11 protein-coding genes are annotated in these 17670 nt (G+C 70.3%); 4 read left to right on the top strand and 7 right to left on the bottom strand.

The genetic code is table 11. The features are described from left to right. Window positions 1-22 precede the first annotated feature (22 nt). The 6 genes from ACERZO_RS33670 to ACERZO_RS33645 form a co-directional block, all read right to left on the bottom strand. Window positions 23-2380: a DNRLRE domain-containing protein gene (locus ACERZO_RS33670; RefSeq protein WP_372669559.1), complete on the bottom strand. Its 2358-nt coding sequence runs from the start codon at window positions 2378-2380 to the stop codon at window positions 23-25. 131 nt (window positions 2381-2511) lie between these two features. Next, the gene (locus tag ACERZO_RS33665) at window positions 2512-5007 is read right to left on the bottom strand and encodes a LamG-like jellyroll fold domain-containing protein (RefSeq protein ID WP_372669557.1); all 2496 of its coding nucleotides are present in this window, start codon (window positions 5005-5007) and stop codon (window positions 2512-2514) included. A gap of 30 nt (window positions 5008-5037) precedes the next feature. Beyond that, entirely contained in the window at window positions 5038-6012 is a 975-nt protein-coding gene (locus tag ACERZO_RS33660; protein ID WP_372669556.1) for an ABC transporter permease, read from the bottom strand. After that, window positions 6009-6971 carry an ABC transporter permease gene (locus ACERZO_RS33655; RefSeq protein ID WP_372669554.1) on the bottom strand — a complete coding sequence of 321 codons (963 nt, stop codon included), beginning with the start codon at window positions 6969-6971 and terminating at the stop codon, window positions 6009-6011. Before ACERZO_RS33655 ends, ACERZO_RS33660 begins: the two co-directional genes overlap by 4 nt. Next, complete coding sequence (locus ACERZO_RS33650) at window positions 6964-8529, bottom strand: sugar ABC transporter ATP-binding protein (RefSeq protein WP_372669551.1); 1566 nt, start codon at window positions 8527-8529, stop codon at window positions 6964-6966. The genes ACERZO_RS33655 and ACERZO_RS33650 overlap by 8 nt, the downstream gene beginning before the upstream one ends. After that, window positions 8529-9605 carry an ABC transporter substrate-binding protein gene (locus tag ACERZO_RS33645; RefSeq protein ID WP_372669549.1) on the bottom strand — a complete coding sequence of 359 codons (1077 nt, stop codon included), beginning with the start codon at window positions 9603-9605 and terminating at the stop codon, window positions 8529-8531. Before ACERZO_RS33645 ends, ACERZO_RS33650 begins: the two co-directional genes overlap by 1 nt. Window positions 9606-9759: 154 nt before the next feature. Here ACERZO_RS33645 and ACERZO_RS33640 point away from each other — a divergent pair, with 154 nt between their 5' ends. Next, window positions 9760-10758 carry a LacI family DNA-binding transcriptional regulator gene (locus ACERZO_RS33640; protein ID WP_372669547.1) on the top strand — a complete coding sequence of 333 codons (999 nt, stop codon included), beginning with the start codon at window positions 9760-9762 and terminating at the stop codon, window positions 10756-10758. A 273-nt stretch (window positions 10759-11031) separates the two neighbouring features. Here ACERZO_RS33640 and ACERZO_RS33635 read toward each other — a convergent pair whose 3' ends face one another. Then, the gene (locus tag ACERZO_RS33635; protein WP_372669544.1) at window positions 11032-12183 is read right to left on the bottom strand and encodes an AAA family ATPase; all 1152 of its coding nucleotides are present in this window, start codon (window positions 12181-12183) and stop codon (window positions 11032-11034) included. Between the two features lie 190 nt (window positions 12184-12373). Between ACERZO_RS33635 and ACERZO_RS33630 the strand changes: the two genes are divergently transcribed. The 3 genes from ACERZO_RS33630 to ACERZO_RS33620 are packed head-to-tail and all read left to right on the top strand — an operon-like array spanning window position 12374 to window position 17661. Next, the gene (locus tag ACERZO_RS33630) at window positions 12374-14362 is read left to right on the top strand and encodes a fibronectin type III domain-containing protein (protein WP_372669542.1); all 1989 of its coding nucleotides are present in this window, start codon (window positions 12374-12376) and stop codon (window positions 14360-14362) included. A gap of 42 nt (window positions 14363-14404) precedes the next feature. Next, on the top strand, window positions 14405-16681 hold the full coding sequence (locus tag ACERZO_RS33625) for a glycosyl hydrolase family 95 catalytic domain-containing protein (RefSeq protein WP_372669540.1): 2277 nt from the start codon (window positions 14405-14407) through the stop codon (window positions 16679-16681). Beyond that, the gene (locus ACERZO_RS33620) at window positions 16681-17661 is read left to right on the top strand and encodes an acetylxylan esterase (protein WP_372669538.1); all 981 of its coding nucleotides are present in this window, start codon (window positions 16681-16683) and stop codon (window positions 17659-17661) included. The genes ACERZO_RS33625 and ACERZO_RS33620 overlap by 1 nt, the downstream gene beginning before the upstream one ends. The last annotated feature ends 9 nt before the right edge of the window (window positions 17662-17670 follow it).

Below are 17670 nucleotides of genomic sequence, written 5' to 3'. Positions count from 1 at the left end.
AGCGGCTGGAGCGGGCTCCAGGTCAAACCGCGCGCGCGGACCCCGGCACGGTCCACACGTAGAACAGGGTGGTGGTCTCGTCCGACCGGACGCCCGCCGCGTTCACGCTCCACGTCCGCAGCGTCAGGTACGCGGCGTTCGGCTGATCGGCCGGCACGTCGAAGCCGAACGACGCGGTGCCGTCCGCGGACGCGGGCACCGCCGTCTCGGCGCCGGACCCGATCGCGTAGCCGTAGCTCGCCGGGTTCGCCTGCAGCGGTTGCACCGAGCACTGGATGTGCTGCTCGGGCCGGACCGAGTCGGCGCCGGAGTCGCAGGTCACGGTGGGCGCCGCGGACTTGGCGGTGAACGTGTACACGGTCGCCTCCGACACCACGCCGTCGGCGAACGTCGTGGTCACCCGGACCGAGTTCGGGTAGCGCCGGGTCGGGGTGAACACCACGGAAGCGGTGCCGGACGGGCCCGCCGCGACGGTGCCGGACGGCCCGCCGTCGAACTCGTAGCCGTAGCTCACCGCGCCCGCCACGGGCGAGGAGAACACGAACGTCCCCGGGGTGCCCACCGCGCCGCCCGCGTCGTTCGCGGGGTACTCGGCGCTCGTGACGGCCGGCTGGTTCGAGGCCACGTTCAGGTTCACCCAGGCGTCACCGGAGCGGATCCCCGCCGCGGTGGTGTTGTGCGCGATGAACACGCCCCAGGACGCGGTCGCCGGCGTGACGGTCACGGTCGCGTCGCCGTTCTCGTCGACCGGTGCGGTGGCCCACTCCTGGTCCTGCCAGCGGTAGGTCACCGATGCCGCGCCCGGCAGCGTGGCGTGCACCCGGAACTGCGCGGGCCGCCCCTGCACGGGGTTCGTGGTGAGCGGGGTGATCTCGGGTTCGCCGGCCTCGACCGAGAACGACGTGGCCGACGGGCCCGTCACGTAGCCGTTCGCCAGCTTCGCCCGCACCGTGAGCTCCGGGTACGGCTGCTGGTAGTCGGTCGGCACGACGGTGACCGTCGCGGTGCCGTCCGGTCCGGCGGGCACGGTCCGGTCGTCGTCCTGGCCGAGGTGGTAGACGTACGCGGTCGCCGGGGACGGCCCGTTCGGGGTGAACGTGCACTGGCGTGCTTCGCCGACATACCCGTCCCACGGTGTGCAGGCGACGCCGGGCTCGTTCGACGCCACCCAGAAGCGGTAGTCGGTGCGGTCGGAGCGCGCGCCCGCGGCGTCGACGCTCCACACCGACAGGTACTGCGGGCCGCTCTGCTGGGGCACCACGGTCACCGTGGCCGGGCCGCCCTTGCGCGTGGCCGGGACGTACGAACCCGGGGTGTCGAAGAGGCCGTAGTAGTAGCCGACGACGTCCGGAACTCCGTTGGCGGTGAAGGTGAACGAGCCGGGGATGCCCGTCCCGCCGGTGCCGAGCCCGACTTCGTAGTAGTCCGCGGAGGTCACCACCGGCGCCTTGTCCGGCCGGACGAAGTCGGTGGTCAGCTTGCAGATGGCGCTCCACGGTCCCGCATCGGTGCGGTCGAGCGCGCGGACCTGCCACGCGTACGTCGTGGCGTCGGCCAGCCGGCCCTGCACGTCGAGCGAGACGCCGTTCCCGGTGAAGGAGTTCTGGATCGTCACGCGCAGCTCGGGGTGGTCGACCGGCCACAGCGCCCACTCGGCCGTGCCGAAGTCACCGTCGGGGTCGGTGACCGCGGCGCCGAGGGTGGTCGAACCGGCACCGGCGACGACCGGTTTCGCCGTGCACGCGGACGTGTTCACGGTGAGCTGGGCCGGCTTCGAAGGCGCCCGGTTGTAGGTGATGCTCAGCGTGGCGTGCGGGTTGTAGGCCCGGCCGAACTTCGGGTCGTTCTGCTGGTCGTCCGGTAGCCGGATGGCCAAGGTCGCAGTCTTCTGGCCGGCGTCGAGCGCGCTCTGCAGGGCCGCGGTGGCGTTCCAGAAGACCCCGCGGGCCGGGCAGGACGTGTCGATGACCGGCCCGCCCGCCTGGACCAGTTCGGCCGGCTGGCTGTTCCACGTCGGCTTCTTCGCGGGCTCGGTCAGCCACAGCTGGGTGGTGCGGGGCGTCGAGCAGTCGGCGACGGCGGTCTCGTCGATGGACACCCCCGCGCGCTCCAGCCGGTTCCCGCGCAGGGCCGAGAGGTCGAACGTCACGTAGGCCTTCGAAACGTGGCTGACGCCGTTCGCGTAGGTGTGCGCGCCCACCGGGAGGTCACCCGCCGGGTTCGCGAAGCTGGTGCGCGGCGCGGCCGAGTCGATGTACGCCCACGAGCCGGCGGTGCTTTCGGTGATCGTCGAAGCGGCGGCCGGCGCCGCGGTGAGCACGGTCGCGGCCAGTGCGGAGACGGCGGCGCACACGGCTGCCGCCCGGATCTTCGAGCCCATCGGGCCTCCCCCAAGAAGTTCGGTTCAGTCCCGTATCGACGGTCCTTTCGTTGCCGTTACGCCGTTTTCGGCGCAAGAACGCGGAATGGCCGCACCGGGGATCTCCCGATGCGGCCATTCCGGACAAACGGCTACTTACCGCTGGCGTACAACGTGCTCACGTCCGCGTCGGACAGCGCGCGGTCGTAGACGTGGACCTGGTCGACCGCACCGTTGAGGAAGTCGACCGGGCCGCCGCCGTACTTGCCGCGGCCGATCACCGTGTTGCCCGTCGACGCGTCGCCGAGGCAGACGCTCTTCGTGGCCGCCAGCTGACCGTCCACGTACAGCTTCAGCGTGCCCGAAGCCGCGTCGCGGACGCCGACCACGTGGTACCAGCGGTTCGCTTCCGGGGCCGTGGGCGCCAGGGCCCGCGTGCCCACGAAGCTCATCGCGAGCCGGTGGTCCTGGCCGGAGTACTGCAGGAAGAACGCGCTGTTGCTCGGGCCGTCCTGGCTGACGATCGTCTGGAAGCCGTCGCCCACGGCGTTGAACTTCACCCACGCCGCCGCGCTGTAGCTGCCTTCGGTGTCCACCAGCGCGGCACCCGTGTCGGCGTACTGGCCCGACCCGTTCACCGCCAGCGCCGAGCCGGTCTTGCCCGCCGTCCAGGACGCGCCGCCGACGAGCGTGGCGTCGTGGCTGCCGACGACGTCCTCGGCGACCGTGCCCGCGTTCTCGTCGAACGGGTACGCCGCGATGCCGTCGATGCCCGGGGTGCCCTGCGGAACCGAGGGCCCGGACACGGGAGCGCCGGTCGCGCCCCTGATGACCGCGAGGTTCGCCGCGCGGACCGCCGCGAAGTCCATCTTCTTCACCTGCCGGTCGTAGGTGAAGAAGCCGTTGACCTCCTTCTCGACGTCGGTGGTCTGCGTGTAGACGCCGGCCGAGACGCCGCACCGCTGGGCGACCAGCAGCAGCCGCTGCTGCAGCTCGCCGTAGCGCCGGGTCAGCGTCGCGCTGTCGGGCTCCATCTCGTAGGCGAAGCTGCCCGCCGCGTCGAACTCGTGGCCGGCGACCTTGAGGCCGAGGCCGCCGTACTCGCCGTCGACCGCCGCGCGCGTCCCGGTCTGGATCGGCGTGCCGGGACCGGTGTAGGTGTGGTCGTCGTAGATGTCGCCCTTGCCGCTGTCCGGTTCGGACCGGCAGCAGTTGACGCCGGATTCGGCGTTGACCAACCGGGAGGGATCCCAGGACTTGACGAGATCGGCGATGCGGCCGACTTCGTAGTCGCCCCAGCCCTCGTTGAACGGCACCCAGGTGACGATCGACGGGAAGCTGCGGTGCTGGTCGATCATCCGCTTCATCTCGGACTCGTAGTTGACGCGCGAGGCGGCCGACGGCTCCACGTCGTCCTTCATCGCCGGCATGTCCTGCCAGACCAGCAAGCCCAGCTTGTCGGCGTAGTAGTACCAGCGGTCCGGCTCGACCTTGATGTGCTTGCGCACCATGTTGAAGCCGAGCGCCTTCTCCTGCTCGAGGTCGAACTTCAGCGCCGCGTCGGTCGGCGCGGTGTAGATGCCGTCCGGCCAGAAACCCTGGTCGAGCGGGCCGACCTGCATGACGAACTTGCCGTTGAGCAGCATCCGCTGCTTGCCGTCGGCGGTCTTGCCGACGCTGATCGACCGGATCCCGAAGTACGAACCGACTTCGTCCCCGCCGGACAGCTTGACGCGCAGGTCGTAGAGGAACGGGTCGTCCGGCGACCACAGGTGCGGCCGGTCCACTTTGAGCGTCAACGGCTTGTTCGCGTCGCCGGACACGCGTCCGACGGGGCGCCCGTGGTCGTAGGCGACGGCTTCGACGCGCTGGCGCACCGGGCCGCCGACCACGGCGTTCACCGTGACCGAGCCGGTCGCCACGTCCGGCGTCACGTCCAGGCGGTCGATGTGCGCGGTCGCCACCGGCTCCATCCACACGGTCTGCCAGATGCCGGAGGTCGGCGTGTAGAAGATGCCGTCGCCGGGCTGGCGCTGCTTGCCGATCGGCTGGCCGCCCTGGTCGTTCGGGTCGGCGACGCCGACGACGAGCTCCTGGGTCCTGGCCGTGGTCAGCGCGTCGGTGACGTCGACGGTGAACGCGTCGTAGCCGCCGGTGTGGCGGGCGACGGTCCTGCCGTTGACGATGATCGTCGCGTCGTAGTCGACGGCCTGGAAGTGCAGCTGCAGCCGCTGTCCCTTGCCGATCTGCCAGGTCTTCGGGACCTCGAACGCGCGCCGGTACCACATGTTCGTTTCGTGGCGCATGATCCCGGACAGCGCGGACTCGACCGGGTACGGCACGAGAATCCGCTCGCCGAGCGTCTTCCCGATCGGCGCGGCCTCACCCGGGGTCGCCTTGGCGAACTCCCAGACGCCGTTGAGGTTCTGCCACTTGTCGCGGGTCAGCTGGGGCCGGGGGTAGTCGGGCAGGGCGTTGGCAGGGGAGACGTCCTTCGTCCACGGCGTGGACAGCGGTGGGGTCAGCCGCTGCCACTGCGGCGCGTCCGCCGCACTGGCCGCCGGCACGGTGCCGAGGCCGGCCACCGCGACCGCGAACGCCGCGGCCGCGGTCAGCCATCTCCGGGTTTTTCGGGCAGGGTGGAACATCGTTGAGACCTCCTGTCGGGGGAACGGAGCTCAGCGGGTCCGGGAGCGCGCCAGCGCGCGCTGGATCACCACGACGACGAGCAGGAAGGCCCCGCTCACCACCGTCTGGTAGTTGGAGTCGAGAGTGCCGATCTGGTTGATGACGTTCTGGATCAGCGTGCGCAGCAGCACGCCGACGAGCGTGCCGATGATCGTCCCGGCGCCGCCGGTGAGCAGCGTGCCGCCGATGACGACGACCGAGATCGCGTCCAGTTCGGTGCCGACGCCGATCACCGTGACGCCGGACTGCAGGTACGCGGCGGTGAGCACACCGGCGAACCCGGCGAGCGCGCCGCTGAGCGTGTAGAGGCTGATCTTCGTGCGGGCCACCGGCAGGCCCATCAGCAGCGCCGACTGCTCGGCGCCGCCGATGGCGAACACCGACTGGCCGAACCGCGTGCGGCGCAGGAGAAGCCCGCCGAGGGCGAAGAGCACGAGCGTGAGGTACACCGGGACGCCGATGCCGAAGATCGTGCCCTGGCCGAGCCAGAGGAACGCCGAGCCCGGGTCCACTTTGTACGTCGTCGAGCCTTCGGACGTCAGGGCCAGCAACAGTCCCCGGGCGAACAGCAGCGACGCCAGCGTCACGATGAACGGCGCCATCCCGGTGCGGGCGATGAGCAGGCCGTTGATGAACCCGATCAGCGAACACACGGCCAGCGGCAACAGGATCGCGACGACGAGCCCGTACTGCGCGCCCCACGCGGCGAGGACGCCGCCCAGCGCGTAGTTCGAGCCGACCGAAAGGTCGATGCCGCCGGAGATGATCACGAACGTCATGCCCAGCGCGATCACCGCGAGGAACGAGCCCTGCAGCACCAGGCTGCGCAGGTTGTCCGCGGTGCCGAAGTGCGGGAAGGCGAACCACGAAGCGAAGATGCCGAGCACGAGCACGACGGCCGCGCCTTGGCGCTGCAGTACCCCGGCGAACGCCGCGTTCCGAGCGGTGGTCTGGACGGCTGTCATCGGCTGCTCCGCTCACGGGCGACGTAGACCGCGACGACGATGATGGCCGCCTGGACCATCTGCGCGGTGGAGTCCGGCAGGTTGTGCTTGATCAGGGTCGCCTGGACGAGCTGCATCAGCAGGGCGCCGAACACGGTGCCGAGCACGCGGGCCCGGCCGCCGGTCAGCGGCGTGCCGCCGACGACGACCGCGGTGATCGCGGACAGCTCCATCAGCAGGCCGACGTCGCTCGGGTCGCTGGCGGCCAGCCGCGACGTCGCCAGCACGCCGGCGATCGCGGCCAGTGCCCCGGAGATGACGTAGACGCTGATGAGCACGCGCTTCACCGGCAGACCGGCCAGGGTGCTCGCGGCGCGGTTGCCGCCGACCGCGACCAGGTGCCGCCCGAACGTCGTGCGCTGGACGACCAGCCCGGTCAGCACCGCCAGCACGCCCGCGACGATCACCATGATCGGCACGCCGAGCAGGTCGCCGGTGCCCAGCGCCAGGAAGTCCTGGTTGCGCAGCTGGACGAGCTGGCCGTGGGCGATGACCAGCGCGAGCCCGCGCCCGCCGACGAGCAACGCGAGGGTCGCGATGATCGGCTGGATCCCCAGGTACGCCACCAGGTAGCCGCTGAACAAACCGGAAAGCACGCCCGCGACGACCGCGACGATGATCGCCATCAGCGGCCCGGCGCCCAGGTAGAGCGGGATGAGCGCGGCCGCGATCGACATCACCGAGCCGACCGACAGGTCGATGCCCTCGGTGCCGATCACCAGCGCCATGCCGAGCGCGACGATGCAGACCGGCGCCGCCTGCACCAGCTGGGTGCGGAAGTTGGCCGCGGACAGGAAGTTCTCGGTGAAGAACACGTTGAACAGCAGCAGCACCACGACGGCCAGGTAGACGCCGTAGTTCTGCAGCCACGCGGTGACTTTCGCGCGGTCGGGGGTTCTCGTCAGGGTGGCGCTAGACATCGTTGTCACCCTCGGTGGTCTCGGCGGCGATCGCGGTCAGGACGTTCTCCTCGGTGATGCCGTCGCCGGTCAGCTCGCCGACGACCGAGCCGTCGCGCAGCACGACCACGCGGTCGGAGCCGTCGATCAGCTCTTCGAGTTCGGACGAGATGAGCAGCACGCCGAGCCCTTCCCGCGCGAGTTCGTCGATCAGCGCCTGCACTTCGGCCTTGGCGCCGACGTCGATGCCGCGCGTCGGTTCGTCGAGGAGCAGGATCTTCGGGCCGGTGGCGAGCCAGCGGGCGAGCAGCACCTTCTGCTGGTTGCCGCCGGACAGTTCCGAGACCTTCTGCTCGGGACTGGCCGCCTTGATCCGCAGGCGCTCCATGAAGATCTTGACGATCTTGTCCTGTTTGGACTTGCTGACCAGGCCGAACGGCGAGAGCGTCGGCAGCGCGGCGAGCACGATGTTCTCGCGGACCGACAGGTTCGGGATGATCCCGTCGGTCTTGCGGTCCTCGGCCAGCAGCGCGATCCCGGCCCGCATGGCGGCCTTGATCTTGCCCTTCTTGAGCGGTTTTCCGGCCAGCAGCACGGATCCGCCGTCGAGCGGGAAGGCACCGACGATGGCCCGCGCCGTCTCGCTGCGGCCGGAGCCGAGCAGGCCGGCGAGGCCGACGACCTCGCCGGGCCGGATGCTCACCGAGACGTCGTGCAGCCTCCGCATGCCGGACAGGCCCTCGGCCTTGAGCAGCGGTTCGCGCTCGACGTCGTGTTCCTCGCCGAACGCCGTGACGCCCTCTTCGCGGATCTGCTTGATCTCGCGGCCGAGCATCTTGGACACCAGCTCGATGCGCGGCAGGTCCTTCAACGGTCCACTGTGGACGACCCGGCCGTCGCGCAGCACGGTGACGCTTTCGCAGACCCGGTACAGCTCGTCCATCCGGTGGCTCACGTAGACGATCGCGATGCCCTCGGCGTGCAGCCGGTTCAACACCTCGAAGAGCGTCTCGACCTCGCGCGGCTCCAGCGACGACGTCGGTTCGTCCATGATGACGACCTTGGCATCGGTGGAGACCGCGCGGGCGAGCGCGACCATCTGCTGCGCGCCGACACCGAGGGTGTGCAGCGGGCGCTTGACGTCGTCTTCGATGCCGTAGCCCTTGAGCAGCTCGCGGGCGTCGGCGTACATCTTCGACCAGTCGACGAGACCGGCCTTCGTGCGCGGCTCGCGGCCGAGGAAGACGTTGCCGGCGATGCTCATCAGCGGGACGAGGTTGACCTCCTGGTAGATCGTGGAGATCCCGGCCCGCTGCGCGTCGATCGGCCGCTTGAACGTCACCGGCTCGCCGAGGTGGCGCACTTCGCCCTCGTCGGGCTGGTAGACGCCGGTGAGCACCTTGATCAGCGTGGACTTGCCCGCGCCGTTCTCGCCGACCAGCGCGTGCACCTCGCCCGGTCGCAGCGCGAAGCTGACGTCGTCGAGCGCGAGGGTGCCGGGGAACCGCTTGGTCACCCCGGCCACCTCGAGCACCGGTGCGGTCGTCATGGCGACGTCCTCTTCGGTGGCTGCCGTCATCAGTACGCGTTCCCGACCTTCTGCGAAGCGTTGGTCTCGTCGTACTGGTCGTCGGTGATCACGATGCTGGCCGGGATGGCCTCGCCGTTCTCGAACTTCTGCAGCGTCTGGAAGGCCAGCGGGCCGAAGCGCGGGTTGGACTCGATCACGGCGTTGTAGCTGCCGTCGGCGATCAGCTGCACGGCGTTGCGGGTGCCGTCGATCGAGATGACCTTGACGTCCTTGCCCGGCGTCTTGCCGGCGGTCTTGAGCGCGTTGACCGCGCCGACGCCCATTTCGTCGTTTTCGGCGTAGACGGCGGTGATGTCCGGGTGGCTCTGGATGAGCTGCTCCATCACGGCCTGGCCCTTGGAGCGGTCGAATTCACCCGTCTGCTCGGCGACCACGCTCAGGCCGGCCGTCTTCGCCAGCTCGTCCTTGAAGCCGGAGGTGCGGTCGGTGGTGACGTTGTTGCCGGACGCGCCGAGCAGGATCGCGACCTTGCCGGTGCCGCCGGTGACCCGCGCCATCTCCTGCGCCGCGCGCTTGCCCTGCTCGACGAAGTTCGAGCCGATGAAGGTCAGGTAGTCGGTGCAGGGCTGCGACGTCACCTTGCGGTCGATGGTGACGACCGGGACCTTCTTGGCCTTCGCCGCGTCGAGCGCCGGCTGGAGGCCGTCGGAGTTCAGCGGCGCGACGACGAGGAGCTGGGCGCCCCGGTCGAGCATCGACTTGATGTCGCTGATCTGCTTGTTCAGGTCGCTCTGGGCGTTGGTGACGAGCAGCTTGTCGTTCGCGATGCCGAGCTTGGCGGCTTCGTCGCGAATGGACTGCGTCTCGGCGATCCGGAAGGGATTGGCTTCCTTTTCGGACTGTGAGAAACCGACCACCGCGGTCTTCAGGTCGACCTTGGGGTAACCGGTCTTGTCGATGGTGCAGCCGTCGGCGCTCGGGGCGACGGACTGGGCGCTGGCGGCGGGTCCGCCGCCGCTCGACGGGGCCGCGGGGGTTTCTTCCCGGCTGGTGCAGGAGGTCAGGGTGAGCGCGGCGGCGGCCGCGGTGGCCAGGACCAGGAGGGGACGGGGGGACAGCGGCACGGTGACTCCTCGGGCAGCGACGGTGGTGGCCCGCTCACCGGGGTGATCCACTTCACCGCGGGAGCCTTGAGGTACTTTTTACATCGTTGGAACAACGTTGTAAACCGGCAAATCCTCGCTACACTTCGTGCTCACTATCCCGAAGGAGCCGCCCGTGACCGTGACGCTCAAAGACGTCGCCACGCTCGCCGGAGTGTCGGTGAAGACGGTGTCGAACGTGGTGAACGGCTATGCCTTCGTCAAGCCGGAGAACCGGCGGCGGGTCGAGGAGGCGCTGGCGGCGACGGGCTACCGGCCCAACGTCGGCGCGCGGAACCTGCGTCGCGGGCGCACGGGGTTCCTGGCGCTGATGGTGCCGGAGCTGTCGATCCCGTACTTCGGCGAGCTGGCCGGCCTGGTCATCACGGCGGCGCAGAAGCGGGGCTGGAGCGTCCTGATCGAGCAGACGCAGGGGACGCGGTCGAGGGAGCGCGAGACGCTGTCGTCGCTGGGGCCGCACCTGGTGGACGGGGCGCTGGTGCACCCGGAAGCCCTGGAGGCGGCGGATTTCCCCTCGCCGGGGGAGATCCCGCTGGTGATGCTGGGCGAGCACGCGGTCGACGTGCCGATCGACCACGTCGCGATCGACAACGTCCTGGCGGCGCAGACGGCGGTGTCGCATCTGGCCTCGCTGGGGCGCACGCGGATCGCGGCCATCGGGCGGAATCCCTCTCGTGGGACGTCTTCGCAGCGTCTCGCGGGGTATCGGGCGGGCTTGGCCGCGGCGGGTCTGTCCTATTCGGACGCTTTGGTGGCGCCGGCGGAGAAGTGGCACCGGTCGGTGGGGGCGGCGGCGATGAAGTCCCTGCTGGCTTCGGACGCGCCGCCGGACGCGGTGTTCTGCTTCAACGACCTGCTGGCGATCGGCGCGTTGCGGGCGGTGGCGGAGCTGGGGCTGCGGGTGCCCGAGGACGTGGCGATCGTGGGGTTCGACAACAACGAGGAGAGCGCGTTTTCGCTGCCGTCGTTGACGACGATCGCGCCGGACAAGACGGCGCTGGCCGAGGCGGCGATCGATCTGGTGCACCGGCGGATCACGGGGGACAAGGGGTTGGCGCCGCAGGACATCCAGACGCCGTTCGCGCTGGAGATCCGGGAGAGCACGGGCGGTTGATCTTTCGGAACCGACATCCCCCGCCCCTCCTCGCGGAGTGTTCAGTCGCCGGTTGAGTTTGTCAAGGCGGGAAAGCGTGCCTTGACAAACTCAACCGGCGACTGATGTGCGGCGAGGATGAGGGGCGGGGGAGGTCTGGTGATCTCCTGGTTGGCTTGCGTTGCCGGCTGCCGGCTGCCGGGGGCGCCGGATGTCTTGAATGAGTCATTCAGGGCGTTGGAGGTCCTGAATGACTCATTCAAGACGTCTGGCCGCCGGTGTGACCGGGCCGGTCTAGCGGGTCGGCCAGTGCCAGCTTGGCCGGTCCAACCTCCCCTGCCCCACCAGCTTCGTCTCGCCGCCCTCCTTCTCCAGCTCCAACGCCGCCACCTCGGATATCTCCGACAACGCCCGGATCAACGCCGCCGCGTGCGATACCACCACCAGCTGCGTCTCCTTTGCCGCCGTCGCGATCAGCGCTGCCAGTGCCGGGAGCAAGTCCGGGTGGAGGGATGTCTCCGGCTCGTTCAGCACCAGCAGCTCCGGTGGCCTGGGCGTCAGCAACGCCGCCACCCACAGCAGGAACCTCAACGTCCCGTCCGACAGCTCCGCCGCCGACAGCGGCCTCAACAGCCCGTGCTGGTGGAAGCGGATCGACAACACCTCCTCCTGGGATTCCACCGACACCCGTGAGCCCGGGAACGCCGCGTCCACGACCGCTGCCAGCTCTGCCGCGCGGCCGATCTCGATGATCGTCTGCAGGGCCGAGGCCAGGTCCGCGCCGTCGTGGGAGAGGATGAACGTTCGCGTGCCCACGCGGGACTGGCGGGCCGGGGCCGTCGCGTCCGTGCGGAAGTGGTCGTAGAACCGCCATGATCGGATGCGCTCGCGGACCACCAGCAGCTCCGGGCACGCCCGTGGGTCCGCGAACTCGCTCAGCATGCTGTCCGACAGCCGGATCTTGAACCGCTCGTCGTCCCACGCGCCGGAGGCCACCCGGGTGCGCACTGCTGGACCCGCCCGGTCCGCCAGCAGGGCCGCCGGCCGCAGGACCGGCCCCGCCCACACCGCCTCCCGCTTGAACTCCGGGTCCAGGTTGAACATCGTCTCGCCCGGGACCGGCAGCCCCAGGTCGAGCGCGTAGCCGAACTCGTCGCCCGCGAAGCCCAGCCGGAGGCCGACCGCCTTCGTGCGCACCGTGCCCTGGACCCGCTTGCCCGGGCGCGCGCCGTTCTCCGGGCCCGCCCACAGCGTCGACGGCAGGCCGCCCTCGCGGGCCAGCGCCGCCACCGCGCCGTTGCGGGACGCGTCCGCCAGCAGCCGCAACGCCCGGTACAGGCTCGACTTGCCGCTGCCGTTCGGGCCCGTCACCACCGTCAGCCCGGACAGCGGCAGCACCAGGTCGCGCAGCGAGCGGTAGTTCTCGACGGCCAGCGTGGTCAGCATGCCCCGAACCTAGCCGTCACCCCCGACAGTTCAGATTCGTCCGATCTCTGTCCGGTGCAGTCGTTGACATCCGCGATCCCCAGCAGCAAGAATCAGCCGTCGTCGATCCTATAGGATCCACGGTTGCGGGCAAAAGCGCCGTGGTCCTCCGATGTCTGACGACGTCCCCACCGACCTCGAAGGAGTGGTCATGGCAGCACGCGGCAGACGGGCCCTGGGTGCCCTCGCCGGCCTGACGGTGATCGCCGGCCTGCTCACGGCCCCCGCGGCGGCCGCGGCCGAACAACAGCAACCGGTGGCCCAGAAGCCCTACCTGGGCTGGAGCAGCTGGAGCCTGGAGTCGACGAACTACCCGGGCGTCAACCCGACCGGCCCGGCCAGCTGGCTCACCGAGGCCCACGTCCTCCAGCAGGCCGACGTCCTCGCCGCGAAGTTCAAGCAACACGGCTACACCTACGTCAACATCGACGCCGGCTGGGCAAGCGGCTTCGACGAAAACGCCCGCCCGGTCGTCAACCCGACGACGTTCCCGGACGGCATGAAGTACGTCGCCGACTACGTCCACGAGAAGGGCCTCAAGCTCGGCTCGTACCTGGCCGTCGGTCTCGACCTCAAGGCCTACGACGACGGCAATTCCCCCATCGCGGGGACGACGAACTGCCACACCCGGGACCTGGTCTACCCCGACCTGCGCAAGACCAACGGCTGGGACTCCGCCTACAAGATCGACTTCACGAACCCGTGCGCCCAGTCCTACGTGGACTCCGTGGCGCGGCTGCTGGCCGGCTGGGGCGTCGACTTCCTCAAGCTCGACGGCGTCGGCCCCGGCTCCTTCAAGGGCGGCGAGAACTACACCAACACCTCCGACGTCGAGGCGTGGCACCAAGCCATCGCCAAGACCGGCCGCCCGATGGAGTTCGTGATCTCCTGGGCGCTCAGCCACCGCCAGGCCGACGTCTGGCAGGCCAACACGAACGGCTGGCGCGTCGACACCGACGTCGAGTGCTACTGCGACACCCTCGTGACCTGGAACAACTCGGTCAAGCAGCGCTGGAACGACGTCGTGCAGTGGATCCCCGACGCCGGCCCCGGGCACTGGAACAACCTCGACTCCGTCGACGTCGGCAGCGGCAAGATGGACGGCCTCACCGAAGCCGAGCGGCAGAGTTATATGACGCTGTGGGCGATTGAGGCCGCGCCGCTCTACATCGGCGACGACCTGACCCAGCTCGACGACTACGGCGTCAAGCTGCTCACCAACGACGAGGTCATCGCGGTCGACCAGGCCGGGATCCCGGCCAAGCCGGTGAGCCAGACGACCGACCAGCAGGTCTGGTACAACCGCAACGCCGACGGCAGCTACACGATGGCGCTGTTCAACCTCGCCGCGACGCCGGCCCGCGTCACCGCGGACCTCGCGCAGCTCGGCATCTCCGGCCCCGTCGAGATCCGCGACCTCTGGGCGCACAAGAACGTCGACCAGGCGGCCGGCGACCTGCCGGTGCACGGCTCACGCCTGTTCAAGGTCACCCCGCGCGACCGCAACGCCCTCGCCGCCCCGGCGGTCGTGCACGGCACCGCGGCCACCGGCACCAGCGTCTCGCTGGCGTGGGACGCCTCGAAGGGCGCGCAGAGCTACGACGTCTTCGCCGGGACCAAGAAGGTCGCCACGACCGGCACCGCGAGCGTCACGGTCACCGGCCTCCGGCCCTCGACGAGCTACGACTTCACCGTCGTCGCGAACCAGCGGTACGGGCGGCCCTCGGCCGCGAGCAAGAAGATCAGCGTGACCACACCCGCGGCGGACGGCCCGAAGTCCTACGAGGCGGAGAACGGCAGTCCCCAGGGCGGCGCGACGGTCTACGACTGCGCGTGCAGCAACGGGAAGAAGGTCGGTTACCTCGGCGGCAGCGGCTACGTCGTCCTGCCGACCGTGACCGTGCCGAAGGCCGGCACCTACCTGATGCAGCTGTCCTATGTGGACGGCGATTCCAGCCGGACCGGCATCGTCACGGTGAACGGTACGTCGTTCCCGCTGCCGGTCGCCGGCAGCAACGACAACGACTGGAACACGCCGCAGACCGTCACCGTCCCGGTGTACCTGCAGGCCGGGGCCAACACCGTCCAGATCGGCAACCAGGCGGGCTATGTCTACGACGTCGACAAGATCACCGTCTAGGGGCCGCCGGCTGGTCGATTCCATCGGCTTCACGGGGTTGAAATGACGGATCTGCTGCTCTCCTGGCCGGACCCGGCCGCGGACTGGACCGAGGCGATGCCGGTCGGCAACGGCCGGCTCGGCGCGATGGTCTTCGGCGGCGCCGGTCGCACCCGGATCCAGGTCAACGACGCCACGGTCTGGTCCGGCACGCCGGACGGCCCGGCGGCCGCGCTGGCCGGTGTCGACGCCGGACCCGAACGGCTCGCCGAAGTGCGGGAAGCTGTGTTCGCGAAGGACTTCCGGCGGGCCGAAAGCCTGCTGATGGGCTTCGAAGGGCCGTACAGCCAGGAGTTCCTGCCCTATGTGGACCTCTGGCTGACGCTGCCCGAGGGCACCTCGCACGGCCGGACGCTCAACCTCGACAGCGGCGTGGCCACCGAACGGCTGACCATCGGCGGCCACGACGTCGAACGGACGACCTGGGTGAGCCGGCCCGCGCAGGTCCTGTGCGTCGCGCTGTCCGGGGTGACCGAGGTCGGTGTCGACGTGTCGACACGGCTGCGGGAGGTGTCGCGGGACGGCCTGGACCTCGGCATCGAGATCCCGATCGACGGCGCACCCCGGCACGAACCCCAAGTCGAGGAGCCCCTGCGGTACGGGACTGTCGAGGGCTATGACCCGTTCGGCGCGGTTTCCGTCCGGGTCGCCCGGACTTCGGCGGGTACCCTGATCGTCCTGGCCAGTTCGACCAGCGCGTACGACGCCTGGATCGGCGACCGCCGGCACACCCGCGACGAGCACCGGCGGCGCGCGGCCGTGCTGGCCGAGCAGGCCATCGAGACCGGAGCCGTGGAACTGCGGCGAGCGCACGAAGCCGATCTGCGTCCGTTGCTCGGCGCCTCTTCGCTCACCATCGGCGAACGGCGGGGCGGCACCCACGACGTCGCCGAACTGCTGTCCGGAACGGACGAACAGCTCACCGCGACCGTGCTCTTCCAGTACGGCCGCTACCTCCTGGCGAGCGCGTCCCGGCCCGGCGCGCCGCCCGCGAACCTCTCGGGCATCTGGAACGACGACCTCCGCCCGGCCTGGTCGTCGAACTACACGATCAACATCAACACCCAGATGAACTACTGGGCCGCCGAAACGACCGGGCTCGGCGAATGCCACCTCCCGCTGTTCGACCTGCTCGGCAAGCTCGCGGTCACCGGCGCCGACGTCGCCCGCGAGCTGTACGGCACCCGCGGCTGGGTCACCCACCACAACACCGACCTGTGGGGCTGGGCGCTGCCGGCCGGGATGGGGCACGGCAACCCCTCGTGGGCGCTCTGGCAGCTGGGCGGCGCCTGGCTCGTCCAGCACGCCTGGGAGCACTACGACTTCACGCGCGACCTCGGCTTCCTGGCGACGACGGCGTGGCCGTTGCTGCGCGGCTGCGCCGAGTTCTGCCTGGACTGGCTCGTCGAACGCGACGGCTTCCTCGAGACGTGCCCGTCGACGTCCCCGGAGAACCTGTTCCTCTCCGAAGCCGGGACGAAGGAGTCGCTGACCCACTCGGCGACCATGGACATCGCGTTGATCCGGGCGGTGTTCGAGCGCGGCCTCGCCGCGATGAACGCTCTGGAAGTCCACGATCCGCTGTACGCCGAGATCGAACGGGCTTTGCCGCGGCTGCGCCCGTGGCCGATCCTGCCCGACGGGCGGCTGGGGGAGTGGGCCGAGGACCTTCCCGAAGCGGATTCGACGCACCGGCACCTGTCGCACCTGGTCGCGCTCTACCCCCTGGGCCGGCTCGACACCCCGGATCTGCTGGACGCGGCCCGGCGGGTCCTGGACCGGCGTGGACCGGGCGCGATGGGCTGGTCGTGGGCGTGGAAGATCGCGCTGCGCGCGCGGCTCGGCGACGGCGAGACCGCCCGGAAGCTGCTGAGCGAGGCCACCCAGCCGTTCACCGGCGACCGCCACCGCGACGCTCCGGTCGACGGCTCCGAGTGGGGCGGGCTGCTGCCCAACCTGTTCAGCACGCACCCGCCGTTCCAGATCGACGGCAACTACGGCTTCCCGGCCGGGCTCGCGGAACTGGTGCTGCAGAGCCACCACGACGTCGTCACGCTGCTGCCCGCCCTGCCCGCTGACTGGACGTCGGGGGAGGCGCGGGGACTGCGGTGCCGCGGCGGGCTCGCGGCCGACGTCGAGTGGCGCGACGGCGAACTGCGGTACGCCGTCCTGCGGCGGTTGTCGGGCGATCCGGCGGAGCCGGTGCGGGTGCGCTACCGCGGCCGGGAGGCCGAGCTGCGGCTGCGGACCGGCGAATCGACCGTCCTGAAAGGACTGTGATGTACCCCGACCTCGGCCTCGACGCGCTGTGGGAGTACCGCAGCTCCTATGAAGCACCGGAAGACTTCGACGGCTTCTGGGCGTCGACGCTCGCCGAAGCCCGCGACCACGACCCGGCCCCGCGGCTGGTCCCGGTGGAGACCCCCTTGCGAACCCTCGACGTGTTCGACGTGACCTTCCCGGGATTCGGCGGCCACCCGCAGCGTGCCTGGCTGCGGCTGCCGCGCGGCACGGAGGGAGCGCTGCCGGCGATCGTCCAGTTCCACGGCTACGGCGGCAGCCGGGGAAGTGCTCTCCAAGAGCTGCACTGGGCCTCGGCCGGGTACGCGCACCTGCAGGTCGACATCCGCGGCCAAGGCGGGGTCACCGCCGACCCGGTCGGCAGCGGACCGGCCTACCCCGGCCACCTGACCCGCGGCATCGAGAGCCGCGAAACCTACGTCTACCGGCGTGTCTTCACCGACGCGGTCCGCGCGGTCGACGCGGTCCGGGCGCTGGAGCAGGTCGACCCGGCGCGGGTGGCGGTGCTCGGCAACAGCCAGGGCGGCGGCATCGCGCTCGCCGCGGCGGGCCTGGTGCCGGACGTGGCGGCCCTGCACGCGCAAGCGCCCTTCCTCTGCGACTTCCGGCGGGCCAGCCTGGTCGGCGGGGAGCGGCCCTACGTCGAGCTGTCCCGGTACCTGGCCGGCCACCGGCACGCGATCTCGCGGGTGTTCGAGGTGCTGTCCTACTTCGACGGCGTCGGGTTCGCCGCCCGCGCCACGGCGCCGGCCTGGTTCAGCACCGGGCTGATGGACGGGATCGTGCCACCGTCCACGGTGTTCGGCGCCTACCACGTCTACAAAGGACCGAAACAGCTCGGCGTCTGGGAGTACAACGGCCACGAAGCCGGTGGCGCCGAAGACGTCCAGGCCGTGCTCGAAGGATTCCGGACCATTCTGCATCCTCACGGGAGGCGATCGGTCCCGGGCAAGCAGTAGCCTGTAGGC

Origin of the sequence: Amycolatopsis kentuckyensis (genome assembly GCF_041679295.1) — a bacterium.
Taxonomy (GTDB): Bacteria; Actinomycetota; Actinomycetes; order Mycobacteriales; family Pseudonocardiaceae; genus Amycolatopsis; species Amycolatopsis kentuckyensis_A.
This window is presented reverse-complemented; position numbering and strand designations above follow the sequence as displayed.

Coding starts and splice junctions, on each gene's coding strand:
- ACERZO_RS33650 (WP_372669551.1), bottom strand. CDS start 8,529: ATGACGGCAGCCACCGAAGAGGACGTCGCCATGACGACCGCACCGGTG.
- ACERZO_RS33625 (WP_372669540.1), top strand. CDS start 14,405: ATGACGGATCTGCTGCTCTCCTGGCCGGACCCGGCCGCGGACTGGACC.
- ACERZO_RS33630 (WP_372669542.1), top strand. CDS start 12,374: ATGGCAGCACGCGGCAGACGGGCCCTGGGTGCCCTCGCCGGCCTGACG.
- ACERZO_RS33620 (WP_372669538.1), top strand. CDS start 16,681: ATGTACCCCGACCTCGGCCTCGACGCGCTGTGGGAGTACCGCAGCTCC.
- ACERZO_RS33655 (WP_372669554.1), bottom strand. CDS start 6,971: ATGTCTAGCGCCACCCTGACGAGAACCCCCGACCGCGCGAAAGTCACC.
- ACERZO_RS33635 (WP_372669544.1), bottom strand. CDS start 12,183: ATGCTGACCACGCTGGCCGTCGAGAACTACCGCTCGCTGCGCGACCTG.
- ACERZO_RS33660 (WP_372669556.1), bottom strand. CDS start 6,012: ATGACAGCCGTCCAGACCACCGCTCGGAACGCGGCGTTCGCCGGGGTA.
- ACERZO_RS33665 (WP_372669557.1), bottom strand. CDS start 5,007: ATGTTCCACCCTGCCCGAAAAACCCGGAGATGGCTGACCGCGGCCGCG.
- ACERZO_RS33670 (WP_372669559.1), bottom strand. CDS start 2,380: ATGGGCTCGAAGATCCGGGCGGCAGCCGTGTGCGCCGCCGTCTCCGCA.